Origin of the sequence: Streptomyces diacarni (genome assembly GCF_003323715.1) — a bacterium.
GTDB lineage: Bacteria > Actinomycetota > Actinomycetes > Streptomycetales > Streptomycetaceae > Streptomyces > Streptomyces diacarni.
Map to the genome: position 1 here is coordinate 177329 of NZ_QOIN01000047.1, position 24639 is coordinate 201967.

General features: G+C 72.6%; 20 protein-coding genes and 1 pseudogene. 14 read left to right on the forward strand and 7 right to left on the reverse strand.

Translation table 11 applies throughout. The features are described from left to right. Positions 1–27: 27 nt before the first annotated feature. The 3 genes from DTL70_RS20035 to DTL70_RS20045 form a co-directional block, all read right to left on the reverse strand. Complete coding sequence (locus DTL70_RS20035) at positions 28–1467, reverse strand: exo-alpha-sialidase (protein WP_114023364.1); 1440 nt, start codon at positions 1465–1467, stop codon at positions 28–30. Positions 1468–1512: 45 nt separating this feature from the next. Beyond that, positions 1513–2493 (reverse strand): acetylxylan esterase, encoded by a 981-nt coding sequence (locus DTL70_RS20040; RefSeq protein WP_114023365.1) that lies wholly within the window; start codon positions 2491–2493, stop codon positions 1513–1515. A 128-nt stretch (positions 2494–2621) separates the two neighbouring features. Next, positions 2622–3386, reverse strand: a complete 765-nt coding sequence (locus tag DTL70_RS20045; RefSeq protein ID WP_114023366.1) for a FadR/GntR family transcriptional regulator — start codon at positions 3384–3386, stop codon at positions 2622–2624. 133 nt (positions 3387–3519) lie between these two features. Between DTL70_RS20045 and DTL70_RS20050 the strand changes: the two genes are divergently transcribed. The 5 genes from DTL70_RS20050 (at position 3520) to DTL70_RS20070 (ending at position 10172) form a co-directional block, all read left to right on the forward strand. Then, entirely contained in the window at positions 3520–5109 is a 1590-nt protein-coding gene (locus DTL70_RS20050; RefSeq protein ID WP_114023367.1) for an ABC transporter substrate-binding protein, read from the forward strand. 156 nt (positions 5110–5265) lie between these two features. Next, positions 5266–6216: an ABC transporter permease gene (locus tag DTL70_RS20055; RefSeq protein WP_114023368.1), complete on the forward strand. Its 951-nt coding sequence runs from the start codon at positions 5266–5268 to the stop codon at positions 6214–6216. Between the two features lies 1 nt (position 6217). Next, positions 6218–8215 carry a dipeptide/oligopeptide/nickel ABC transporter permease/ATP-binding protein gene (locus DTL70_RS20060; RefSeq protein ID WP_114023369.1) on the forward strand — a complete coding sequence of 666 codons (1998 nt, stop codon included), beginning with the start codon at positions 6218–6220 and terminating at the stop codon, positions 8213–8215. Beyond that, positions 8212–9237: an oligopeptide/dipeptide ABC transporter ATP-binding protein gene (locus tag DTL70_RS20065; RefSeq protein WP_114023370.1), complete on the forward strand. Its 1026-nt coding sequence runs from the start codon at positions 8212–8214 to the stop codon at positions 9235–9237. The genes DTL70_RS20060 and DTL70_RS20065 overlap by 4 nt, the downstream gene beginning before the upstream one ends. Continuing rightward, positions 9234–10172 carry a dihydrodipicolinate synthase family protein gene (locus DTL70_RS20070; RefSeq protein WP_114023371.1) on the forward strand — a complete coding sequence of 313 codons (939 nt, stop codon included), beginning with the start codon at positions 9234–9236 and terminating at the stop codon, positions 10170–10172. Before DTL70_RS20065 ends, DTL70_RS20070 begins: the two co-directional genes overlap by 4 nt. Positions 10173–10250: 78 nt before the next feature. Here the strand turns inward: DTL70_RS20070 and DTL70_RS20075 are convergent, their stop codons facing one another. Further along, positions 10251–11162, reverse strand: coding sequence for an alpha/beta hydrolase (locus DTL70_RS20075; RefSeq protein WP_114023662.1), 912 nt, complete (start codon positions 11160–11162; stop codon positions 10251–10253). After that, positions 11159–11716 (reverse strand): quercetin 2,3-dioxygenase, encoded by a 558-nt coding sequence (locus tag DTL70_RS20080; protein ID WP_114023372.1) that lies wholly within the window; start codon positions 11714–11716, stop codon positions 11159–11161. Before DTL70_RS20080 ends, DTL70_RS20075 begins: the two co-directional genes overlap by 4 nt. A 139-nt stretch (positions 11717–11855) precedes the next feature. Between DTL70_RS20080 and DTL70_RS20085 the strand changes: the two genes are divergently transcribed. Together DTL70_RS20085 and DTL70_RS20090 are read left to right on the forward strand one after the other, a co-directional pair. After that, on the forward strand, positions 11856–13196 hold the full coding sequence (locus tag DTL70_RS20085; RefSeq protein WP_114023373.1) for an MFS transporter: 1341 nt from the start codon (positions 11856–11858) through the stop codon (positions 13194–13196). 246 nt (positions 13197–13442) lie between these two features. Then, entirely contained in the window at positions 13443–14708 is a 1266-nt protein-coding gene (locus tag DTL70_RS20090) for an acyl-CoA thioesterase/bile acid-CoA:amino acid N-acyltransferase family protein (protein WP_114023374.1), read from the forward strand. Between the two features lie 57 nt (positions 14709–14765). On the opposite strand, the gene DTL70_RS20095 is transcribed toward DTL70_RS20090, so the two are convergent. Next, positions 14766–16073 (reverse strand): metallophosphoesterase, encoded by a 1308-nt coding sequence (locus DTL70_RS20095; protein WP_114023375.1) that lies wholly within the window; start codon positions 16071–16073, stop codon positions 14766–14768. A gap of 256 nt (positions 16074–16329) precedes the next feature. Between DTL70_RS20095 and DTL70_RS20100 the strand changes: the two genes are divergently transcribed. Then, complete coding sequence (locus tag DTL70_RS20100; protein ID WP_114023376.1) at positions 16330–16563, forward strand: SCO4848 family membrane protein; 234 nt, start codon at positions 16330–16332, stop codon at positions 16561–16563. 58 nt (positions 16564–16621) lie between these two features. Here DTL70_RS20100 and DTL70_RS20105 read toward each other — a convergent pair whose 3' ends face one another. Next, positions 16622–16957 (reverse strand): hypothetical protein, encoded by a 336-nt coding sequence (locus DTL70_RS20105; RefSeq protein ID WP_114023377.1) that lies wholly within the window; start codon positions 16955–16957, stop codon positions 16622–16624. A gap of 341 nt (positions 16958–17298) precedes the next feature. Here DTL70_RS20105 and DTL70_RS20110 point away from each other — a divergent pair, with 341 nt between their 5' ends. From DTL70_RS20110 to DTL70_RS20130, 6 genes and pseudogenes are all read left to right on the forward strand, one after another. Next, positions 17299–18267 carry a helix-turn-helix domain-containing protein gene (locus tag DTL70_RS20110; protein ID WP_114023663.1) on the forward strand — a complete coding sequence of 323 codons (969 nt, stop codon included), beginning with the start codon at positions 17299–17301 and terminating at the stop codon, positions 18265–18267. Next, positions 18236–18802: pseudogene (locus tag DTL70_RS35230) on the forward strand (NsdA family TPR-like regulatory protein); the annotation flags it as partial. The gene DTL70_RS20110 and the pseudogene DTL70_RS35230, both read left to right, overlap by 32 nt. A 40-nt stretch (positions 18803–18842) precedes the next feature. Further along, positions 18843–19310, forward strand: a complete 468-nt coding sequence (locus tag DTL70_RS35235) for an NsdA family TPR-like regulatory protein (protein ID WP_484421904.1) — start codon at positions 18843–18845, stop codon at positions 19308–19310. Between the two features lie 237 nt (positions 19311–19547). Beyond that, on the forward strand, positions 19548–20006 hold the full coding sequence (locus DTL70_RS20120) for a MarR family winged helix-turn-helix transcriptional regulator (protein WP_114023378.1): 459 nt from the start codon (positions 19548–19550) through the stop codon (positions 20004–20006). A 14-nt stretch (positions 20007–20020) separates the two neighbouring features. Next, a complete protein-coding gene (locus DTL70_RS20125; RefSeq protein WP_220183639.1) occupies positions 20021–23167 on the forward strand; it encodes an FUSC family protein in 3147 nt (1048 codons plus the stop codon). Positions 23168–23364: 197 nt separating this feature from the next. After that, positions 23365–24627 (forward strand): D-alanyl-D-alanine carboxypeptidase family protein, encoded by a 1263-nt coding sequence (locus DTL70_RS20130; RefSeq protein WP_425470386.1) that lies wholly within the window; start codon positions 23365–23367, stop codon positions 24625–24627. Positions 24628–24639: the final 12 nt, after the last annotated feature.

Below are 24639 nucleotides of genomic sequence, written 5' to 3' on the forward strand. Positions count from 1 at the left end.
TTCGGGAAGGGGCGGGTATGGGGAAGGTCAGCCGCGTAGCCAGGTCGGGGTGAAGCGGGCGAAGTGGAGACCGCCGGTGTTGCCGACCTCGTAGAGGGTGGCGAGGGAGCCGTCGTCGAGTACCGCCATGGTGGAGTAGCCGGCCTGGCCGGGCTTGATCACGGCGCGGTGGGGCCAGGTGGCGCCGTCGTCCTCGCTGAGGCGGACGGTGAGTTCGTTGCGGCCGCTCGTAGCAGCGGTGTTGCTGAACAGCGCGGTCTTTGTCAGGCCGGGTTTGCCCGCGCCGGGGCGCAGGTAGGAGATCTCGTCGGCGTTGTTGCCCGGGTCGGGCAGCGCGTCGGCGCGGGTCATGGCGCCGAAGGCGCCCGACGCGTCGGGGGAGGTCGCGTAGTAGCGGGCGCCGCCGTTGTTGTGCCGCATGTTCTGGACGATGTCGCCGGTGCTCCGCTGGATCGCCTTGCTCTCGTTGACGTCGCTGCCCGCCTCGGCGCCGGCCCGCCAGGTCCTGCCGTGGTCGTCGCTGATGAGGTTGCCGGTGTGGGTGCCCCGCTCGTCGCGGTAGACGACTGGCTGGAGCAGGCGCCCGTCGGAGGTCTGGATGCCGTGCCCTGAGGAGGCGAACTGGTTCTTCCATCCGGGCTGCCTGATCTGCGCGTGCACGTCGACCGGGTCGCTCCAGGTCTTGCCGTTGTCGTCGCTGGAGAGGTAGGTGAGGTGCTGGCCGCCGTCGGGCCCGTCCTGGAAGAAGTTCGTGCCCGGGCGGGCGAAGTTGTAGAAGAGGAAGACCCTGCCGCTCTCCCGGTCGACGAGGAAGCTGGCGTCGCCTGTGCCGGTGTCGGTCTTGTCGGCGTGCGCGATGATGCGGGCGTCGTCCCAGCTCGCCCCGTTGTCGGTGCTGCGCCGCAGCCCCACCTGGATGTTGCCGGGCAGGTCGCCGCTGCCCTCGACGCGCGCGTCGGTGGCGGCGAGGATCGTGCCGTCGTTGGTGGTGGCCAAGGCGGGTATGCGCACGGACTCGGCCGTGCCGTCGTACTCCTTGCCGTCGTCGCCGAGCAGCCCGTGGAAGGTGGTGTCGGTGCCGAACAGCTTGGTGGTGTTGAGCTGCGGGGTGCCGGACTCCAGGCCGCAGCCGACGGTGCCCCGCTGGGTGCGCTGGAAGCCGCCCGACCCGGTGGTGACCAGGTGGTAGGCGGTGCCGTCCGCGCGCTTCCACTCCAGCTGGGTGCTGGAGTCGGCGGCGACGGTGCGGGTGTAGCTGGCCCCGCCGTCGGGTCCCTCGACGGTGAAGGTCTGCTCGGAGCCCGACTGGTTCTCCAGGATGAGTTGCAGTTGCCCGGTCGAGCAGTTCATGGCGGCCCTGGCGTTGAGTCCGGCGGGCGCCGCGGTGGCGGTGGCGGGGACGGTGAGGGCGGTTCCGGCGGCTGCCAGGACGGTGAGCGCCGCGAGAGCTCTGGCGGATGTGCGCATGCGGGGGTCCTCTCCGGTGGGGGTGTACGACCGCGGGGCGGCCGGTCAGGGCAGGATCGTGCGCAGCCAGGCGCGTTGTGCGCGCTGGTGGTGGGGTCCGCCGCCCTCGTGCCCGTTGAAGGGGTAGGTGCGGATCTGCTTCGGCCCCGCGTAGCGGTCGAAGGCGGTGCGGCAGGCTGCCGGCGGGCAGATGCCGTCGCGCAGGGCGACGGAGAAGAGGGACGGGGCGCTCGCGCGGGAGGCGTGCACGGCGGCGTCCAGGTAGGCGAGGGTGGCGAAGGCGCCTTCGGTGCGGTCCGGGTACAGGCTCAGGTACGCGGCGATCTCGGTGTAGGGCGGCTGTTCGGCTTCGGCGACGCCGCGCGGGATGTCGCTGAGGAACGGCACGTCCGGCATGACGGCGGCGAGCCCCGGTACGAGTCCGGAGACGGCCAGGGCGATGCCGCCGCCCTGGCTGACGCCGGTGACGGCGATGCGGGCCGGGTCGACGGCGGGGTGGGCGCGCGCGGTGGCGACGCAGCGGACGGCGTCGGTGAACAGCCGCCGGTAGTAGTGGTCCTCGGGGCTCTCGAGACCGCGGGTGAGGAAGCCGGGTACGGCCCCGTGGGGTGCGGGCACCGGGTCGGGGGTGTCGCCGACGGCCGCCGACCAGCCCTGGCCGCGGGTGTCCATGAGCAGGTGGGCATAGCCGTCGCAGGCCCACAGGGTGTTCTCGTGCTCCAGGCCTCTGCCGCGCCCGTACCCGAGGAACTCCACGACGCAGGCGAGCCCGCGCCCGGTGCGGCCGGCGCGCTCCTCGGCTCCGGCCGGCGTTCTCAGCCAGCCGCGGACGGGGGCGCCGCCGTAACCGGTGAAGGTGACGTCGTAGGTGTCCAGGAGCGCGGGTCCGCAGTCCGCGGGGGTGAAGCGGGGCGGCTGGGCGCGGCTGTCGGCTTCCCGCAGGGTGCGGGTCCAAAAGGCGTCGAAGTCGTCGGGTTCGCGCAGGGCCGGGACGGCGGACAGGCGTGCGGGGTCCGGGGAGGGCATCGGCAGGGCTGGCCTCTCTGTCCGACGTCCCGCGTGACAGCTCCACCCGGGTGAGATGACGTCAGACGTCTCATGTTTGTGGGACCCTAGAGAGGCCTCCCGGGTGCGTCAAGAGCGCGGACTTCGGCTCATCCCGCGGGGACGGCCTCCTGTCCGTCGTGCGGAACCCCGCCGGCCCGTGCGGCGCGGGAGTCGGCCAGTCTGCGGCGCAGCGGCGCGTAGTGGTCGGCGAGCGCGGCGGCCAGCTCTTCCGGGTCGCCCGCGCGGGCGGCGTCGGCGATGCGCTGGTGCGCGGCGATGGTGTCCTGCTCGTCCTCGGCGCTGACGACGTTCAGGTACGGTGCCACGACCGTGTAGACGTCCCAGAAGGCCATGGACAGCTGGCCGATCAGCGCGTTGCCCGAGGCCCCGACGAGGTGGGCGTGGAAGGCGCGGTCCGACTCGACGAATCCGGTGCCGTCCTTGGCCCCGCTCTCGCGCATCCGGTGCACGAGCCCGTCCAGGGTGTCGAGGTAGGCGTGGTCGGCGGCGCCGGTGAACTTCACGACCATGCCGCGCTCGAACAGCTCGCGCGCCTCCAGCAGGTCGGCCATCACCTGCATGTCGTCGTCGACGCTGAGCATGCCGCGGAAGGTCAGCGACTCGACCAGCGCCGACAGGCTCAGCCGTCCGACGTAGGTGCCGTGGCCGTGCCGCACCTCCACGATGTCGAGGGCGTGGAGGGTCTTGACGGCCTCCCGCACGCTGGACCTGCTGGCGCCCAGCTCCTCGCACAACGTGGCCTCGGTGGGCAGGGGATCGCCCGGCCTGAGCCGGTTGTGGAGGATATGGCGCTTGATCCCCTCGGTTACTTCCTGCCGTAGCAACTGCCGGCCGGTGCGACCCGCGTTCATTTCGTAACCTCCCACCCTCTTGACCCTTCTTCCGTCACCGGGCTAGCTTCCGGGCCATCATCAGACATCATACGTCTGACGCTGCCTCTTCTGTGTGCTGTGCACCTGCCCCACCCCCTCGTGTGGAGGAACTATGCCGGATCGGAAACCCGCCGCCGTCGAGCGACGGACCTTCCTCCGCATGAGCGGCGCCCTCGGCGCCGCGACCGCTTTCACGGCGAGCCTGTCGGCGTGCGGTGGTCCCGACTCGACGGTGTTCGCGGGCCGGGAGGCCGGCCGCGACACGATCGAAGCCGGCATCTCCTACACCCTGTCCACCGGCTTCGACCCGATGATCACCTCCGGCGCCACGCCCTTCGCCGCCAACATGCACCTCTTCGAGGGCCTCGTCGACCTCGACCCGGCCACCTTGGAGGCACGCCCCGGGCTGGCCACCGCGCTCCCGAACAAGCTCGACGAGAGGACCTACCGCGCCACCCTCCGGGACGGCGCCACCTGGCACGACGGTTCCGCGGTGACCACCGAGGACGTCGTCTTCAGTTTCGAGCGCGTCATGGACCCCGACAACGCCTCCGTGATGGCGCAGTTCATCCCCTTCCTCGACAAGGTCGAGGCCGTGGACGCACGCACGGTCGAGTTCACGCTGAAGCATCCCTTCGCGCTGTTCCCCTCCCGGATCTCCGTGGTCAGGATCGTGCCGAAGAAGATCGTGGAGAAGGACTCCAAGCGGTTCGACGCCCATCCGGTCGGCTCGGGCCCCTACCGGTTCGTCAAAGCCGTCCGCGAGGACCGCATCACGTTCGCCAGGTGGGAGAAGTACAACGGCGAGCACCCCGCCCGCGCGAAGAGGATGGTCTGGCGGCTGATCTCCGACCCCTCCGCGCGGGTCAGCGCACTGGAGTCGGGGCGGGTCCAGGCCATCGAGGACGTACCGTACCTGGACATCCCGCGCATGAAGGGATTCAGCACCGTGCAGTCGGTGCCCTCCTTCGGGCTGCTGTTCCTGATGTTCAACTGCTCCCGCAAACCGTTCGACGACAAGCGCGTGCGGCAGGCGCTGCACTACGCCGTCGACACCGAGAAGCTCATCCGGATCGCCCTGCTGGGCGGCGCGGACGCGGCCGTGGGCTACCTCCAGCGCGACCACCCCGACCACCGCAGGGCCGAGGCGGTCTACGACTACGACCCGGCCCGGGCCAGGAAGCTGCTCGACGAGGCGGGCGTCCGCGGGCTCTCGGTGAAGCTGCTGGTCACCGACACCGCCTGGGTCAACGACGCGGCTCCCCTGATCAAGGAGGGCTGGGACGCCGTGGGCGTGCGCACCTCGCTCGACATCGCCCAGTCCCCCGCCCAGTACGCCAAGGTCGACCAGGGCGGCTACCAGGCGCTGCTCGCCCCCGGCGACCCCTCGGTCTTCGGCAACGACGTCGACCTGCTGATGCGCTGGTTCTACAACGGCCTGTGGCCCACCACCCGCTACAAGTGGGCCAAGGACCCGGCCTACCGGAAGCTCACCTCCCACCTCGACGACGCCGCACGCGCCGAGAGCGCGAAGGAACGCGACCGGCTGTGGGCCAGGGCCCAGGACCTGGTCGCCGAGCACGTGCCGCTCTACCCGCTGCTGCACCGCAGGCTTCCCAGCGCCTGGGACGAGGAGAAGCTGACGCGGTTCGCACCGCTGCCCACCACGGGGCTCTCCTTCCTCGACACCGCCCGCGCCTGACCGGGCCGCGCCGCCCGGCACCGCGCCGGCCACCGCCCGGCACCGCCGCTCACCTCCGGCACGGCCCGGCGGCAGCCGGCACCGCGCCGGTCCTCTCCCGGGCCGCGGCCCGCCCGGCCACCGCCCACCGACCTTTCACCCGCTAGGGACACGACGATGGTTGCTTTCCTCCGGCTCGCTGCGCGCCGGATCGCGATGCTGCCTGTGATGATCCTCGGCATCACGCTGATGGTCTTCGTGGTCATGCAGTTCTCGCCCACCGACCCCGCCTACAACGCGCTCGGTGAGGGCGCCTCCGCCAAGGCACGCGAGGCCTTCGCCGAGGAGCACGGGCTCAACGACCCGCTGTTCGTGCGCTACTTCCGGTTCCTCGGGGACCTGCTGCACCTGGATCTCGGTTCGACGGTGCCGCCGAGCACGCCCGTGGCGGACCGGATCACCACCGCCTTCCCGCTGACGTTCCAGCTGACGCTCTTCAGCCTCGTCCTCGCGGTGGTCTTCGCCGTGGTGTTCGGCGTCATCGGCGCCGTGTGGCGCGACCGCTGGCCCGACCAGGTCGTGCGGGTGGTCTCGATGGCCGGTGTGGCCATCCCCTCCTTCTGGCTCGGCGTGCTGCTCATCCAGCAGTTCGCGCTCAACACGCCGCTCTTCCCGACGGGCGGCTACACCAACCCGGCCGACTCGTTCACGGGCTGGCTGCACACCATGACGCTGCCCGCGGTCTCGATCGCGCTGGCCGTCTCCGCCTCGCTGGCCCGGCTGGTGCGCACCTCGCTGGTCGCGGAGCTGGAGCGCGACTACGTACGCACCGCGCGCGGCAACGGACTCCCCGAGGGCGTGGTGCTGCGCTCCGCGCTGCGCAACGCGCTGGTCAACCCGCTGACCGTGCTGGGCATCAAAGTCGGCTACATGCTCAGCGGCGCCGTCGTCATCGAGGCGATCTTCGACCTGCCCGGCATGGGCAAACTCATCCTGGAGGGCGTCACCGGCAACGACACGGCGCTGGTGCAGGGCACCGTGCTGACGATCGCCGTGACCTTCCTGGTCGTCAACGTTCTCGTCGACCTTCTCTATCTGCTGGTCAACCCGCGTATCAGGACGGTGTGAGATGTTCAGTGCGCGTGTAAGGAAGCTGGCCCGCCCGGGTATCCGCTTCCGCTCCCTGCCGCTTACCTCCCGCGTCAGCCTGGGCGTCCTGCTTCTCGTCGTCCTCGGCGCCGTGCTGGCCCCGCTGCTGACACAGGACCCGCTGGCCATGGACCAGCCCGTACAAGCGCCCGGCTCCGAGCACCTGTTCGGCACCGACCGGGCGGGCCGCGACGTCTTCGCCCGGGTCCTGCACGGTGCCCGCTACTCGCTGGTCATCGGGCTCGGCGCGACCGCCGTCGCCCTGGTGGCCGGCGGCATCCTCGGCTCGCTGGCCGCCACCTCCCGCAAGTGGGCCGACGAGACCGTGATGCGCGTGCTCGACGTGGTGATGTCCTTCCCGCCGATCGCGCTCGCCGCCGTCCTGGTGGCCGTCTTCGGCACCAGCATCCCCGTCATCATCCTGACCATCGCCGTCGTCTACACCCCCTCGCTGGCCCGCGTCGTGCGCGCCAACGTCATGGAGCAGTACGGCGAGGACTACGTCGCCGCCGAACGCGTCATCGGCGCCAGGCGGGGCCACATCGTGCTGCGGCACGTGGCCGTCAACTGCGCGGCACCCGTCATGGTGTTCGCCACCGTCATGGTCGCCGAGTCGATCATCTTCGAGGCCAGCCTCTCCTTCATCGGCGCCGGCGTGCAGGACCCCGACCCCAGCTGGGGCAGCGTGCTGTCCTACGGCCGCGACATCCTGCTGGCCGGCGGCTGGTGGGCGACCTTCTTCCCCGGCCTCGCCGTCCTGGTGACCGTGCTGGCGCTCAACATCCTCTCCGAAGGCATGACCGACGCCGCCGCCGCGCCCGCCCACGGCTCGGACACCGCCGCCCCCGCCCGGCAGGCCGCGGACGCGCGGACGGCCGACGCCTACGACCGCGAGGCGGCCGGTGCCGCGGTCGTGGGGCAGGCGCTGGCCAGGCTCGCCGAGCGGCGGCGGGCACACCCGCCGGCGCTCAAGCCCGTGCCCCAGGACGCCCCCACGCTGCTGTCCGTGCGGAACCTCTCCATCCGCTTCCCCGACCGCTACGGCGACGTCGCCGTCGTGGACGACGTCTCCTTCACCGTCCGCGAGGGGGAGACGCTCGGCCTGGTCGGCGAGTCAGGATGCGGCAAGAGCATCACCAGCCTGGCCGTCATGGGCCTGCTGGCACCCAACGCGCAGACCAGCGGCAGCATCCACTACCAGGGCAAGGACCTGCTGCGGCTCGGCTCCCGCGAGCGGCGGACGCTGATGGGCCCGCAGATCGCGATGGTCTACCAGGACGCGCTCTCCTCCCTCAACCCCTCGGTGCTCGTCGGCAAGCAGCTGAGCCGCCTCACCTCGCGCGGCGGCACGAAGACGCCCTCCGAACTGCTGGAGCTGGTGGGCCTCTCCCCCGAGCGCACCCTGCGCAGCTACCCGCACGAGCTGTCCGGCGGCCAGCGCCAGCGCGTCCTGATCGCCATGGCGCTCTCCCGCGACCCCCGGCTCTTGATCGCGGACGAGCCCACCACGGCCCTGGACGTGACCGTCCAGGCCCAGGTGGTCGAGCTGCTGGAGCGGCTCCAGAAGGAGCTGGGCTTCGCGATGGTCCTCGTCTCCCACGACCTGGCCCTGGTCGGTGACCTCGCCCACCGGGTGGCGGTGATGTACGCCGGCCGCATCGCCGAGACCGGCGGGACCGACGCGCTGCTGACCGCACCCGCACACCACTACACCCGCGGCCTGCTCGGCTCGGTCGTCTCCCTGGAGGCCGGCGCCCGGCGGCTGCACCAGGTGCCCGGCGTGGTGCCGGCGCCGCGCGGCTTCGGCGCCGGATGCCGCTTCGCCTCGCGCTGCGCCGCCGCCACCGACGTGTGCCGCACCACGACGCCCGCCCTGGTGGACAGGGGCACCAGCACCACAAGCGCGCACGGATTCGCCTGCCACCACCCCGCCCAGGGCGCGGCGGACGAGCCGAGCCTGGAGGGGAGCACCCGATGATCCGTCTCGAGAACGTCCACGTCCGCCACCGCGCCCGCAGCGGCGGCCTCTTCCACCGGGACACGGTGCACGCGCTGACCGACGTCTCCCTCCAGGTGCGGCGCGGCGAGATCCTCGGCCTGGTCGGCGAGTCGGGGTGCGGCAAATCGACCCTGGCCAGGGTGCTGACGGGACTGCAGAAACCCTCCCAGGGCACGGTGGCCTTCCGCGACGAGAACCTGTGGGGGCTGCCGGACGCGCGGCGGCGCGGCGAGTTCGGCTCCTCGGTCGGCGTCGTCTTCCAGGACCCGTCCACGGCCCTCAACCCGCGGCTGCCGGTCCAGCGCATCCTGCGCGACCCACTGGACGTCCACCGCAAGGGCACCCCGGCGCAGCGGGACGCGAGGGTGACCGAGCTCCTCGACCTCGTCGGCCTGCCTCCGCACACCCGCACCTCCCTGCCGGGGCAGCTGTCCGGCGGGCAGCGGCAGCGCGTGGCCATCGCCCGCGCGCTGGCGCTGGAACCCGAGCTGATCGTGGCGGACGAGCCCACCAGCGCGCTGGACGTCTCCGTACGCGCCCAGGTCCTCAACCTCCTGGTGGACCTGCGCGAAAGGCTCGGCCTGGGCATGGTCTTCATCTCGCACGACATCCAGACCGTGCGCTACCTCTCCGACCGGCTGGCCGTGCTCTACCTGGGCCGGATCGTCGAGGAGGGCCCCTCGGCGGACGTCACCGCCTCCCCCGCCCACCCGTACACCGAAGCGCTGCTCTCGGCGACCCCCAGCCTGCTGGAGACGACCGAGCGCGTCGTGCTGAGCGGACCCGTGCCGTCCGCCACGCACCCGCCGCGCGGCTGCCCCTTCAGCACCCGGTGCTGGAAGGCGGACGACGCCTGCACGGCGGCCTTCCCCGCTCAGTCCCTCGGGCAGGCCGGACACCGGTGGCACTGCGTCCACCCGATGACCGGTGCGCCGGACGCGGCCACCGGTGAGGGACCCGCACCCGGTTCCACGACCACCCTGGCAAGGAGCAGCAAGTGAGCACCACCGCCTCTTCGTTCACCGGCGTCATCCCGCCTGTCGTCACCCCGCTCACCGAACAGGGCGCGGTCGACACCGCCTCGCTGGAGCGCCTGGTGGGCCACCTGATCGAGGGCGGGGTGTCGGGGCTGTTCGCGCTGGGCAGCTCCGGCGAGACCGCCTATCTGACCCACGAACAGCAGGAGACCGTGCTGGAGACGGTGATCGGCGCGGCGGCCGGGCAGGTGCCCGTGCTGGCCGGAGCCATCGAGACCGCCACCCGGCGCGTCGTCGAGCGCGCCAGGGTCGCCGAGAAGGCGGGCGCGGCCGGGATCGTGGCCACCGCGCCCTTCTACACCCGCACCCACGCCGGCGAACTCGCCCCGCACTTCCGCGCGGTGGCCTCCGCGATCGGGGTGCCGCTGTTCGCCTACGACGTCCCGGTGTGCGTGCACACCAAGCTGGCGCCAGGCCTGCTGCTCCAACTGGCCGCCGAGGGCGTGCTGGCCGGCGTGAAGGACTCCAGCGGCGACGACGTCTCCTTCCGCAAGCTGCTGCTGGGCGCCCGCGCCCTGGGCGATCGGGGGGCCTTCTCCGTGCTGACCGGGCACGAGGTGGTCGTGGACGGCATGCTGCTGGCGGGCGCCGACGGCGTTGTGCCGGGCCTGGGCAACGTGGACCCGCGCGGTTACGTGCGGCTCTGCGAGGCGGCGCGGCGCGGGGACTGGGCGGGCGCGCGGGCCGAACAGGACCGGCTCGCGGCCCTGTTCGCGCTCGTCGACGCCGTCGAGCCGGGGACGGCCTCCGGCACCACCGGGGGGCTGGGCGGCTTCAAGACCGCGCTCGCGCTCCTCGGGCTGATCGACACGCCCGTCGTCAGCACCCCGATGCGCCCGCACACCCCCGCGGAGACCGCCCGCGTGCGCGCCCGCCTGGAGGAGGCAGGACTGCTGTGACGGCCGGCCTGCCGTGACGGCCGCGCGGCGCACCGGGCAGCCGGCCTGCCATGACGGCCGCGCGGCAGCCGAGGTGCGTCAGGACACCGCGTCGCGGACGAAGCGCAGCGAGGCGCCGAACACGTCGGCCACCTCGTGCTCCTCGGCGCCGAACCAGCCGTGGTCGGCGCCGGGGACGAGGCGGAGGCGGGCGGAGCCGCCCGCCTGACGGAGCGCCGCCGCCAGGTCCTCGCTGTGCGAGGGGTCCACCATCGTGTCGGCCGCTCCGTGCACCAGGAAGAACGGCGGCGCCTGCGCGTGCACCTGCCGCAACGGGGACGCCTCCCGGGCGAGTGCGGGCACGTCGGCGGGGACACCGCCCAGCAGGCGGGCCTCGGGGGTGCCGGGGCCGGCCGGCGAGAAGCCGCCCCGCGGGGCGGTGAGATCGCTGGGCCCGTACCAGACGACGGCGCCCGCCAGGTGCGGCACGGGGGGCGTCGGCCCCGGCTCGGGGCGGGCCAGGGCCAGCAGGGAGGCGAGGTGGCCGCCCGCCGACTCGCCCCAGGCCACCGTGCGGCCGGTGTCGATTCCCAGTTCGGCCGCGCGCAGCGTCAGCCACCGCAGCGCCGCGCGCAGGTCCGTGAGCGGGGCGGGAAAGGGCGCCTCGCCGCTGAGCCGGTAGTCGACGCAGGCGACCGCGCATCCGGCCGCCGCGATCCGGGCGAACGGGCCGGGACGCCAGTCGCGGGTCCGCATCCCCAGATCGTCGCGCCGCCCCCGCATCCAGGCTCCCCCGTGCGCGTACAGCACCACGGGAGCGGGGTCCTTTCCGGACCCTGCGGCGGGCAGCCACAGGTCGAGCTCCAACGGGCGCACCCGCTCGGGCAGCGCGTAGGGCACGCCGCGCAGCATCCGCACGCCGTCGTCGAGGACGGCGGCGGGCGGCAGCGGGGCGACGTCCGGGTGCGGTGCCGGGATCGCCTTCAGCAAGGCGGGGTCGACGGGGTTCACGTCGTCCTCCACTGGTGGTCGGGCAGGAAGCGCACGTCGTACCGCTCGGGCACGGTGGCGAACGCGTGCGGCGCGGGAACGACCGGCTCGGGCGGCGCGCCGTGGCGCTCGGTGGGCGTCCCCATACTCTCGAAGAACCGCTCGAAGGTGCCGCCGGGGCCCGCCGCGACGCCGACGACCTGGCTGTGGTGCCGCTCCATGCGGTAGGCGTGCGGGCAGTTCTTCGGCACGAACCCGAAGTCCCCGGGGGTGAGCAGCCGTTCCTGCTGCTCACCTGCGGTGTCCTCGACGAACAGGCGGACCGCGCCCTGGGTGACGTAGAAGACCTCGTAGGTGTCCGCGTGGACGTGGGCGGGGATGAGATCGCCCTTGGGCCCCTCGACGGTGAAGAAGTTGAAGAGGTTCTCGGTCTGCTCGCCGCCCGCGTAGACGGTGATCAGGTCGCCGAAGAGGTGGGCGCGGTCGCCCTCGCCCTTCTCGACGACGTACGGCGTGCCCGGTTCGGCGGGGATGCGGGAGGTACCGCGGTAGCGGGTGGCGTACTCGATGGTCATGGGATCTCCCTGGGGGGTGGCGGTGTGCGGCGCGCGGACCAGATGTGTCAGGCAGCCTGACACATGCACCCTGGCACAACCTTTCAGCCCCCGGCAAAACGCCCTCCCCTCCCGCCTCCGGCCGCCCTACCGTGCGACCATGCCGCCCGCCGAAGCCGGCAACCGCCGCCCCCACCCCTTACGCCACCGCGACTTCCGCCTCCTGTTCACCGGGCGCGCCCTCTCCCTGCTGGGTGACGCCGTCATCCCCACCGCACTCAGCCTCGCCGTGCTGCGGGCCACCGGATCCACCGCGGCCCTCGCCCTCGTCCTGGGCTGCGCCATGCTGCCCAAACTGCTGCTGCTGCCCGTCGGCGGCGTCCTCGCCGACCGCTTCCGCGCCCGCACCGTCGCCCTGACGACCGACCTCGTACGGTGCGCCTCACAACTCCTCGTCGGCCTGCAACTACTCGGCGGCGACCCCTCGCTGGCAGTACTCGCCACCGCCGAAGCAGTCGGCGGCGCCGCCTCCGCCTTCGCCATGCCCTGCCTGTACCCGCTGGTCACCGGCACCGTCGAGGCGGCGGACCGGCAGCGGGCCAACGCACTGGTCGCCACCGCCGAGAGCGCCGGCAGACTCGGCGGCCCCGCCCTCGCCGGACTCCTCGTCCTGACCGTGGGCCCCGGCTGGGCGTTCCTCCTGGACGCGGCCACCTTCGCCCTCAGCGCCTGCCTCCTGACGCTGCTGCGGGTCACCCACATACCACTGGCGGCCCGCTCGTTCCGGGCCGACCTCGCCGAAGGCTGGACACAGGTGATCAGCCGCGCCTGGTACTGGCCCAGCCTGCTGGCCCACGCGGTCCACAACGTCGCCATCTCCCTGCTGCTCGTCCTCGGCCCCGCCGTGGCCGTGGAACAACTCGGCGGGGAAGGCGTGTGGGTCGCGGTCGTCCAGGCCGGCGGCGTGGGCCTGCTGGTCGGCAACGCGCTCTCCTCCCGCGTCTACCCGCGCCGCCCCGTCCTCACCGTCAACCTGCTCGGCCTGCTCTTCTGCCTCCCCCTCGCCCTGTTCGCCGCCGCCGCGCCAGCGCCGTGGACCATCACCTCGTACGGCGTGGCCATGGCAGGGCTCGGCTACCTCAACCCGACCTGGCAGACGACGGTGCAAAACGCCATCCCGCCGACCGCGCTCGCCCGCGTCACCTCCTACGACTGGCTGCTCTCCCTCGCCGCCATGCCCGTCGGCTACGCCCTCGGCCCCTGGGCCGCCTCCCAGTGGGGCACCGCCGTGCCGCTGACGGCCGCCGCCGTGCTGGCCTCGGCCGGAGCGGTCACGGCCGCGGTCCCGGCCGTACGACGCTTCACCTCCGACGGGCCGCGCCCGGCGGGCGGCGCGGACGTCGCGGACGTCGCGGACGTCGCGCCGGGGGCCTCGTCGTCGGACCCGGGCCCGGGCCCGCAGGCGGCGGACGGCCCGCCCGCCGGTGCCACGCCCGGGTGACGGCCACGGCATCCGGGACGCGAAGGCAGGACGGTCGGCAGCCGGCGGGAGGGAGACGCTTGACAGCCGACGGGGACGGTCGGCACCCGGAGGGAGGGGGCGCTCAGCGCACCGGAGGGAGGGCCGGGAGAGGCCCGGAGGCAGGGCTGAGGAGACCGGGCGGGAAGGGCCGAGGGGCGCTGGGAGGACGGGCCGGAGGGAGGGGGACCACGGCGGGCGGGAGGCGCGCACCGTATCGTGCGCCGGATGGGACGCATGGCGAACGTACGGACCACCGCCGCGACGGCCCTCGTCGTGGCACTCGCCACGGCGGGCTGCGCGAGCGAGGACGGCGGCACCTCGGCGGGCAACGCCGCCAAGCCCTCGGGCCGGGACGGAGTGCGCTTCGAGACCGACCACCCCCGCGCCCGCGCGGACCAGCCCACTTCCGTGCGGCTGGAAGGGCTCACGCCCCGCACCCGGGTCTCCGTCCGGGCGCAGGCCAAGGACCAGCGTGACGGGACATGGGCGGCCACGGTCACACGTACCGCCGACAGCGAGGGGACCGTCGACCTCGGGCGCGACGGCACCGGGCGGCTGCTGTCCGGCATGCTGCCCGCGGGCGGGCGTACGGCGAAGATGACCGGCAGCGGCAAGGCCTTCTCCTACCATCCAGGCCCGCCCGCCGAGCAGCGCGCCTACACCGTACGGTTCACCGCGACCGCGACCACGGGCGAGCACAAGGGGCAGCGCGTGGCCCGCCGCGACCTGGTGCGGCAGTGGCTGACCGAGGGCACCACCCACCGCAAGCTGACCGTCGACGAGAACAAGGTCGACGGGGACTTGTACCTGCCGCCCAAGGGCGGGGCCCGCCAGGCGCCCGTCCTCGTCTTCGGCGGCTCCGAGGGCGGCAACGCGGGCACCTACACCGCCGCGCTGCTCGCCTCGCACGGGCACCCGGCGATGTCGGTGTGCTACTTCCGCTGCGGAAAGGGCTCGGACCGCCCGAACGGCATCGACGACATCGACCTCGACTACTTCACCCGCGCCGGCGAGCTGCTGCGCAAGCAGGACGGGGCCGACCCCGACCGGCTGGCCGTCATGGGCAACTCGCGCGGCAGCGAGGCGGCGCAGCTGCTCGGCCAGCGGCGCCCCGAGGTCTTCCACGACGTCATCGCGTACGCGCCCTCGTCCAAGGTCAACGGCCCGTACCTGACCGGCACCACCGCCTGGACCGACCACGGCGAGGCGATCCCCACCGGGCCCATCCCCCTCGACCACGTGCGCGGCAGCGTGCTCGCCGTCGCCGGCGGCAACGACAAGATGTGGGGCTCGCAGGCCGCCGCGGGCCGCATGGCGGGACAGGGTGCGAAGAAGCTCGTCTATCCGGACGCGGGACACCACGTCAACTGGTTCCCCTACGCCCAGCCGGGCCAGGAGGGCGGCGCGGACGGTGCGGTCACCCGCACCTCCGAGGCCGACCAGCGGGCCCGCGCCGACTCGTGGCCGAAGGTGGTGAAGCTGCTGAACTGAGGCGCGCCTTCCCCCGGCGCCTTCGAGGCGCCTTCGAGGCGCCTTCGAGGCGCCTTCTCAGCTCTTGGCGGCCAGCGTGACGACGGTGACATCCGATTCCGCGCCCACGCGGACGGGCGGGCCCCAGGCGCCGGCGCCGCGGGTGACGTACAGCTGGGTGTCGCCGTAGCGATCCAGCCCGGCGACGGTCGGGTTGGCGAGGGCGGCGAGATAGGGGCCGGGCCACAGCTGTCCGCCGTGGGTGTGGCCCGAGAGCTGGAGATCGACGTGGTGGTCGGCGGCCTCGTGCACCATGACCGGCTGGTGCGCCATCAGCACGACGGCGCGTGAGGTGTCGCGGTCGCCGAGCGCCTTGTCGTAGTCGGGGCCTTCGCCCTGCGCCTCGCCCTGGATGTCGTTGACGCCCGCCAGGTCGAATCCGGGCAGCTCGCGGCGGGCGTTCTCCAGCGGATGGACGTTCAGCTCGCGCAGGTGATCGACCCAGGCGTGGGCGTCCCCGAAGTACTCGTGGTTGCCCGTCACGAAGTACGAGCCGTGGCGGGAACGCAACGCGCGCAGCGGCTCGGCGGCGGGACCCAGGTCGCCGACGGTGCCGTCGACCAGGTCGCCGACGATGGTCACCAGGTCCGGCTGCGTGCGGTTGATCGTGTCCACGATCCGCTGCGTGTGCGCCCGGCCCAGGATGGGCCCCAGGTGGATGTCGCTGACGACCGCGATCCGGAACCCGGACGCTCTTTCGCCCAGCTTGGCCAGCGGAATGGTCAGATGCTTGAGCGTCGGCCCGTTCAGCACGCCGTAGGCCCCGGCCGCGGTGGTACCGAGCCCGGCCGCCCCGGCGGTGAGCGCGAGAGTCCGCGCCAGGAAGACCCGCCGGGTGGGTACGGGAGCGGAGAGCGGAACGGTGAGGGAACCGGCGGTGCCGCCGGTTGCGGGGGCGGGGTCGGGGCCCGCGGGGTCGGGGCCCGCGGGTGCGGACTCCGACGGCGCCGGCTCCGGGGCGGGTGCCGGCTCGGGACCGCCGGTACGGGGGGCGGTGGCCCGCGCCCGCCCCCACGGCGTACGCCTGAGTACGTACCGCACCAACTCGGCGGCGAGCAGCGCCAGCATCAGGTACAGCAGGCAGGCCAGCCACAGGTAGCCGGGCCAGGCGAGGATCTGTTCGAGCAGAAAGGGGGCTCCGGCCTGGCCGGAGACCAGAGCACCGATCGTGGTCAGCGGCAGCAGTACCGCCAGCACCGTCCCGGTACGCCGCCACCAGCCGCCGGGCGCCGTCACGTCGCGGACGAAACGCCGCCACAGGTAGAGGTGGGCGCCCACGAGCGCGCACAGCACGACGAGCCCCACCAGTACGAACACAGCCGCCATGGCTGTTCCTCCCCCTCGCTCTCGGGCCTGCCCGCCCCCGTCAGCTACGCCGGGCCGCCCTCAAGCCTCTCGGACCGATCGCCGTTCCAGCGGGTGATCGCCGGCAGCAGGTGGGTCCAAGGTAGCCGGTCGACCCCCGCCACCCCCGAACGCCTGTCCGCTGCCCGCCGGACGGTGTGGGACCCCTGGCGGCGAACCACAGGGAGGCGAGTGCGTACGGTGGTGCCGCAAGCCCCTGAACGAAAAGGAACAATCCATGAAGATCGGACGCCTGGTTTCCTGGTTCCTGTTCGCCTTCGGCGTCTGGTCTTGGGTGGTGTGGGTCACCTTCGCGAAGAATTTGTTCAAGGACGCCAGCGGCCTGGCTTTCGACAACGGGGATCCGACCGGCTATTTCTGGGTTCACCTGACACTCGCCATCGTCTCCTTCCTGCTGGGCACGGCGATCGGCGTGCTCGGCTTCCGAGGCATCCGCGCGAATCGCCGCTGACTGCAAAGAGCCCCACCCATGCGCCCGGGGGGCCGCGGGAATGGGGCTATTCGCCGAGCTAGCCGTTGAACGTGTCGGCGACCGCCTGCGCCGTCGGCTCATCCGGCCAGTGCGCACGCCCGTCCGGAGTGTGCACCCGGTGACCGGCGGGATCGATCAGGTAGGAGCGGCCTTCGACCACTTCGACCCTGTACCGCGAACACGGTGGCGCGTCCGCGCCCACGGCCGCAGGCATAGGACGCAGTTCATCCCCGTAGCGGTAGAGGGCCAGCGGAGGACCGACGGGAACGGGGACGGCCAGGCGGTAGATGTGGGGCGCGGGCCCGGTGACCTGAGCGATGGTGCCCGCCGCGCCGGTACGCACGTCCCGCACGGGATCCCCTAGCTTCCACATGTCGGTACGCTCCGAACGGTGCGCGGCGTGTGGCGCCCCGCACGCAGGTGGCGTTCGAAACAGCGCGGAGATGTCCGCCGTGATCTCGCTCGTGTCGCCCCGCGAGAGCTGCGCCCGGTACCACGCGCAATCCAGACAGCCTTTTCGAACACGCGGATCGCGTGTGTCGGTAACGCCGATCACGTCAGCGACTCCCGTAAGTCGTCGGCCACGCCCCCGGACCGGTCACGCGGTCGCGGGGGTCTGTCGTCTGCCAACTCTTCGACTCGCAGCGCTCACGCGGAAGTTGACCGGAGTTGACTACCATGGCGGGACAGCCGGTCAACCCCCAGGGACGCACGATGAGTGGCTTCACGGTTCTTGCTCACCGCCTCCTGCACGACGCCGGGTATTCGTTGAAAGCGGCGGCGCGTGCGACGCACTACGATCCCGCGTATCTGTCCCGCGTACTCAGCGGGAAGCAGAAACCGTCGGGGAAGCTCGCAAAAGCCCTCGACGCACTCGTGGGAGCGGACGGCGCGTTGGCCGCAACCGTGGTAAGCGAAGACGGCGAGGCACGCATCTCTCGTACTGCTGGAAACCCCTCGCGCGTCGAAGCGGGAGCGGTGGACGCGTTGGCCGCTGTTCTCGCCGCCTACCGACGCTTGGACGACAGCGCACAGCCTGCCTCCGTCATTCCGGCGACCATGGCACAGATGCGGGAAGTCGTGCGCATGCTGAAAGGGGCGAGAGGGACGCAGCGTGACCGACTCGCAGAGGTCGCCTCGGAATGGGCGCAATTCGCGGGGTGGATGCATGCGCAGGTGCGCAACGACAGCGAGGCAGTACGCCTGCTGAACGACGCATGGGAAATCGCCGACGACGTCGGCAACGGGACGCTCGCAGCGCAGGCCTTGAATTTTCGTGGGTACGTTGCCCGCCGGCAGGAAAGGCCGCGCGCGGTTGCCCGCTGGTTCGGTGCGGCGGCGAACACGCAAGGGGCACACCCGGCGCAGCGCATCGGCGACTATCTCCAGTCGGCCGCCGGGCTCGCCGCGATGGGTGAGACAGACGCAGCGCTGAGACTCACGGATGTGGCGGAGCGATTGACCGACGCCGCGGTGGCCCTGCCCCCGCCGGAAACGGCGTACTGGCTCACGCCCTCCTTCAACCGACTCAACATGGGTCTCTGCGCACTGGAGTTGGGGCGGTACGGGGACGCTGCGGACCACATCCGTACCGGCCTCGCGGGGCTTCCGGAGCAGTTCCGCAGTGCCCCCTGGGTGAAAGAACACGAGGATGCGCTGGCAAGGGCCACGGCAGCGGCGTGAATGCTCGGACCTCGTGACCAGTACGCGGGCTACCGGCGGGACGCCCGCGCCTGTCGGAGACCCGTTGCCGACGCTGGCCGACTTCCTCCCCGAGGGCGACGACCCCCTGACTCCTCTCAGCATTCGCCAGGGGCGCCGCATCGGCATGGGGCAGGTGGTCGACCTGCAAAAGCGTGTGCACGGTCTCCGTCTCGCTGACGACGTACTGGCCGGCGGTGATCTCATCCGGCCCGCACTGCGAGAGTTGCGCTCCGCTGTACGGCTGTACCGGGAAGGCATTCATACGGCAAAGGTCGGCCGACAGTTCCTGCGACAGATTGGCGAGTTGGCGCAGATTGCCGGGTGGATCGCCAGTGACGCGGGGCAGCACGGCGAGGCGGAACGCATCTACAGGCTGGGGGTAAGCGCGGCCAGGCAGGCGGAGGACTACACGTTGGCCGGGAACGTCGCCGGATCACTCGCTTACCAATTCAGCAACACAGGACGGGAAGAAGACGGCCTTGTGCTGGCCAGGGTGGCGTTGCACGACGCGGGGGAAACGGCGGCGCCGAAAGCACGTGCGCTGTACCTGGATCGTGTGGCCTGGGCCCACACGAAAGCGGGGGGGCGTCGACAACGCGCAGCAAGCCATCCGGGCCCTGGGAGAAGCGTCGGAAGCACTCAGCGAGGACGGGGAAGGGAGCGAACCGCCCGCTTACCTGTACTGGGTGGACGCCGGGGAACTGCGCGTCATGGAATCCCGCGTGTACACCGAACTGCACCGGCCGTTGCGCGCGGTTCCTCTACTCAGAGACGTACTCAACGCGTACGACGCGACACACACACGAGAAATGGCTCTCTACCTGTCGTGGCTTGCCGTTGCCTACGCGGACGCCAACGAGCCGGAAGCCGCGGCGGGAACAGCCGAGAGGGTCATCGGTCTCTCCTCTGACGTGACCAGCGAACGGACAGCGGAACGGGTTCGCGTCGTACTGAAGAGCCTTCGGCGTTACGCAGACGTTCCGGAGGTTGCGGAGTTGCTTGCCGAGCACGAGGCCGCGTAGCCGCGTAGCCGCGCGTAGCTGCGAGGGATCCCGCCGTGGGCACCGCCGCAAGATGCCCCGCGCGCCACGCCTGTTTGCAAAAGGAACGCAAAGTCGAGTGGAGCGGGCACCGGGGGGGCCGAAGCCCCTGCGGCCACACGCGTCACGCAACCCCACCCTCACCCATGTGACGACTTCCACAGCACCGAAAGGTGTAAATGGCAAACAGTTTTCATCGTTCGCTTATATATTTAAGGAATGCAAACTGCGTCGACGGGCGACGAGCAGCGGATCGAGCAGGCGGCGCGTGGCCTGCTGAGCGGCATCGGGAGGCTCTCACGGCTCCTGTTCCGGACCGGGGACTTCGGGCTCCCCCGCAGCTCGGCCACCGCGCTGGACGCCCTCGAAGAGGGGCCGCGCCGGGTGTCCGAGCTGACCTCGCACACCGGGCTGACCCAGCCGCGGGTCACCACCGTCCTCAAGGAGCTGGAGACGCGCGGGCTGGTCGAGCGCAGGTCCTGCGCTCGGGACGGCCGCGCCACCGAGGCCCACATCACCCCGCTCGGCCGTGAGCTGCTGGAGCAGGGGCGCCGGCGCATGGCCGCCGCGCTGCTCCAGGGGCTCCACACGCACGCCGAGGACCCCGAGCACACCGTCGCGGTCGCCCGCGAAGCCGTATGCACCCTCCTGACGTCCCTGGAATCGGAGGCCAGTTGAGCACATCAGCCACCATGACCCCCCGGACAGCACGCCCGTCCCCCGGCACCGAGGGGCCCGCCGATTCGGCCGGCAGCGACGCCGGTGACCGCGTGCCCACGAGCACGGGACCAGGCACGGGCGGGGGAAGAGGCACGGGCGGCGTCGCCCCGGACGACGCCGCCCCCGGCGCAGCCGCCCCGCCCGCCCCGCGCCGGGTGAGCGGGCCGCGTCACTGGTGGGACTGGGTGCTGGCCGCCGATCCCGGGCTCGGCCAGCTCCAGGCGGGATGGCGCACGCTCACCTCGATGGTCACCGCCCTGGCCGTCGGGTACGGCATGTCCGCGGCCACCGGGGTCTCGGCCATGCTGGGCATGATGGTCGGCGGCATGATCGGGCTGATGAGCTCGTTCGCCGTCGCGGAGAACACCCCGCTGCGGCTGACCCGCGCCATCCTGTGGCTGCCGATCCCCTTCTCCGCGATCCTGCCGGTCTCCGCCTGGCTGCACCAGGACCGGGTGCTCGAACTGTGCCTGATGGGCGTGGCGATCGCCCTGCTGTTCTTCCTGCTCAAGTTCGGCACGATCGCGCTGCTGACCGGCATGATGATGTTCAACGCCTTTCTGGTGGGCATGATGACGCCGATCCCGCTGCACTCGTGTGGCTGGCTGCTCGTCATCGCGGTCACCACGGCGGTCGCCGTCCTGGGTGTGCGGCTTGTGCTGTGCCACCCGATGCCGCGCGAGGATCTGCTGCGCACTCAGCGCGCCTTTGTCGTGGAGGCCCGCCGGGTGGCGGACGCCGCCGCCACCGCGTTGGACCCGGACGCCGACGCGGCCGTCGCCACCCGACGCATGCGCCGCGCCCTGCGGCGGCTCAACGTGACGACCCTGACCATCGACGGCAATCTGGCCCAGCCCGAGGTCGCCGCGGAGCCCGAGGCGGCCGAGCTGCTGCACCAATACCTCTTCGACGCCGAGCTGGCGCTCCAGGGCATCGGCCAGGCCACCCAGCAGCTGACGCAGCGGCACGTGCCGTCCCGGCTGCGTGAGGCGCTGGTCGTCGGGCTCGTTCTCGCCCGCGACACCCACCTGGGCCGGGCCGACGCGCTGCGTCCCGCGGCGGAACTGATCCGGCAGCAGGCGACCGCGCCCACACCCGCCGGTGCCGCCCGGGGGCAGGGGGGCGGCGAGGAGGCCGAGGTGCGGGCCGCGGCGCGGCGCGTCGCCGACCTGCTGGACGCGCTCGCCGACGCCCTGGCCTGCTGGCTCAGCCTGGGCTGGAACGCGCCCACCGCCCGCGCCAGGGTGCCGTTCAAGCAGACCGTCCTGCTGGAGCGCGGGCGTCCCGCCGCGTCCGGCCCTGCCGCGCAGCGGGTCGCCGAGGCGCAGGTCCCGGACACCGGCTGGCGCCGCGCTATCCCGTATCTGAGGGCCCCGCTGACCGCGGGGCTCGCCGCCGCGATCACCATTCCGCTCGCCGACGCCATCAACGGGCAGCGGTTCTACTGGGGCCTGGTCGGCGTGATGATCACGCTGTTCGGTACGAACACCACGCATGAGCGGCTGCGCAAGTTCGGCCACCGCATGGTGGGCACCGCGATCGGCGCGGTCCTGGGCATCGCACTGCTGCACGCGGTCGGGCACGGGCACGTCTACGCGATGCTGACGGTCATCGTCGCGGGCATCACGTTCGGTGCCTGGGGCATGTCGCGCGCGTACGCCCTGTGGGTCGTCGGCCTGGTCGTCGCGCTGACCCAGCTGTACGGGCTGACCACCCCGTACGAGGGCATGGACCGGCTGCTGGCCGAGCGCCTCGTCGAGAACGGGCTGGGCGTGCTGGTCGCCACCGCGTGCGCCGCCGCGGTCTTCCCCGTCGCCACGTCGAAGGTGCGGCGGGAGGCGGCCCGCGGCTACCTGTCCGCGCTGGAGGACCTGATCGCGCAGGTCGCCACCCGCTGGAAGGAGCCGGAGGCCCCCATCCGGCTGCGCGGCGCCGCCCGCGCGGTGGACGCCGCGCTGTACCAGATGCAGTCCGTCGTCCGCCCGCTGGTGCGCATGCCGCTGGGCGCGCGGGGCCGCACCGGGGACAACCTCCTGGCGCTGCTGGGCACCGCCACCCGGCATGCCCGTTCGCTGGCCGTGGCCGCGGACGTCGACCTCGACGCCGCCCCCGAGCTGCGCGTCCGCGTGGACCGGATCACCGAGGTCTTCGCCGGCTCCCTGCGCTCCCTCGACCGGCAGCTCGCCACCGGCGGGGGCAAAGACGGCGACGGCACCTGGGTACGGGTCAGCCCGCTGATCCGCGAGTTGGAGGCGTCGCCGCCGGCGCTCTCAGGATCCCGCACCGAACGGTCGGCGCCCGACCGGTCGGGCGCCGACCGTTCGGTGCGGGCCGCGCTGCGCGAACTGGCCGCCCTCGACGAGGTGTTGGCAAGCCTCGCCGACAACCGCGGCATGCGGATCGCCCTCGCCCCCGCCGTGGACCCGCACGAGGGTGCGGCAGGGGAAGCCGCCGCCCCGGACGCGCACCCCGTACCCGGTTCAGGCGTGCGGCCGCCGTCCGCTTCCCGGGCGCACCGCCAAGACCTGCACCGTGCCCTGGCAGCCCAGGCGTTCGCCGCCTCCGCCGCGCGCCACGAGGACCCGCGACTCGACGGGACCGACCCGCGGCCGGACGACGCGGACACGCGGCCGGACGACGCGGACAGGCGGTCCGGTCGGGCGGGTGCCGCTGAGCGGTCCGGTCCGGTCTCCCCCGCCGGGCAGGCGCCGGGCGCTTCCGGCGAACGCACCGCAGCCGCACCCGCACCCGCCCTCCTGCCGACAGCCGAAGCCGGGCCCGGGGCCGGGGCCGACTGGGCCGACCAGGCCGGGCACGAGGCAGGGGCCGGGCCCGGGCCCGGGCCCGGGGCCGTTGGTGCCGTGACCGTCGACGGCTTCGTGCACTGCCCGCTCCACCCGGGCGGCTGCGAGGCGTGGCTGACCGTGGTCGACGCGCGCGGCAAGCGGCAGGCGCTGGTGCGTACGGTCGGCGGCGCCTACCAGGTGACCGGTCTGGCGCCGGGCGGCCACACCCTGGTGATCTCCAGCGCCTCGCACGCGCCCAGTGCGGAGTTCCTGCTGGTGTCCGGTGCGGCAGGCACGATGCGGCACGATGTCGCGCTGCGGCCGGCCCCGTGAGGGGCCCCGCCGCGGGTCCGGTCCGGTGTCGGCCGGGCGGGCGACCCCGGACCCTCTCCTGGCCTAGCGCACTGGGCGAGTTGGCGGATCCGGAGGCGTGTGTGCCGGGGCTCGGCGTCCCCAACGCGCGCAGGGGCCTGTACGTTCGCAGGGTGCCCATTTCTTCGCATTATTCAGACCGCACCCCGCGCTCGGGCGTGCCCCGCGCCCCGCGCACGCGCCGTGCCGCCGCGCTCGCCTCCACGGCGTTCGCGCTCTCCTTGCTGACCGTCCCCGCCGCGATGCCCGCGCACGCCGACGAGAAGAACCCGGCGGACACCGCCAAAGAGCCCAGGCCGCCGGCCCAGATGTCGACCGTGGGCGGGGCACAGCTCGGCCGCCCCGGCACCCAGGTGAACCTGAAGGCGGGCGCGCCGAAGCTGCCGACCAAGCTCTCGGCGCGCTCGTGGGTCATCTCCGACGCGGAGTCGGGCCAGGTGCTCGCCTCGCACAACGCCCACTGGCGGCTGCCCCCGGCCAGCACACTGAAGATGCTGTTCGCCGACACGGTGCTGCCGAAGCTGCCCAGCGACCGCGAGCACAAGGTCGTGCCCGCCGACCTGGAGGGCATGGGCGAGGGCAGCAGCCTGGTCGGCGTCAAGGAGGGCGAGTCGTACTCCGTGCACGACCTGTGGCTCGGTGTCTTCCTGCGCTCGGGCAACGACGCGGTGCACGTGCTCGCCGCGATGAACGGCGGCGTCGACAAGACCGTCGAGGAGATGAACGAGAAGGCGCGCGCGCTCACCGCGAACGACACCAAGGTCGTCAGCCCGGACGGTTACGACCGCCCCGGACAGGTCTCCTCCGCCTACGACCTGACGCTCTTCGCCAGGGCCGGGTTGCAGAACAAGGACTTCCGCGAGTACGCGGCGACCGCGACCGCGAAGTTCCCCGGCGAGACGGAGAAGAAGGACGGCAAGACCAAGCGCGGCAGCTTCCAGATCCAGAACACCAACCGCCTGCTCACGGGGGACGTGGGCATCGACCCGTACCCGGGCATCGCGGGCGTGAAGAACGGTTCGACGACCAACGCGGGCAACACCTTCACCGGCGTCGCCCAGCGCGGCGACCGGGTGCTGCTGGTGACCGTCATGCACCCGGACGGCGAGGAGCCGCACGGCGTCTACAAGGAGACCGCCAGGCTGCTGGACTGGGGCTTCGACGCCGCCGGAAAGGTCGAGCCGGTGGGCGAGCTGGCGGCACCCAGCAGCGCGGGCGGCGGCGGGGGCACCCCGAAGGGCGGCGAGGCCGGCGGCTCCTCGGACGCCCACGCGGCCGCCCACACCGACGGCAAGCCCTCGGGCGGCGCCGGCACGGCCATCGGGATCACCGCGGGCGTTCTGGTCCTTCTCGGTCTGGTGGCGTACGGGGTGCACCGCCGGTGGCCGCTTCCCGACCTGGCGCGTCGCCACCGCCGCTGACGTCGCGGTCGC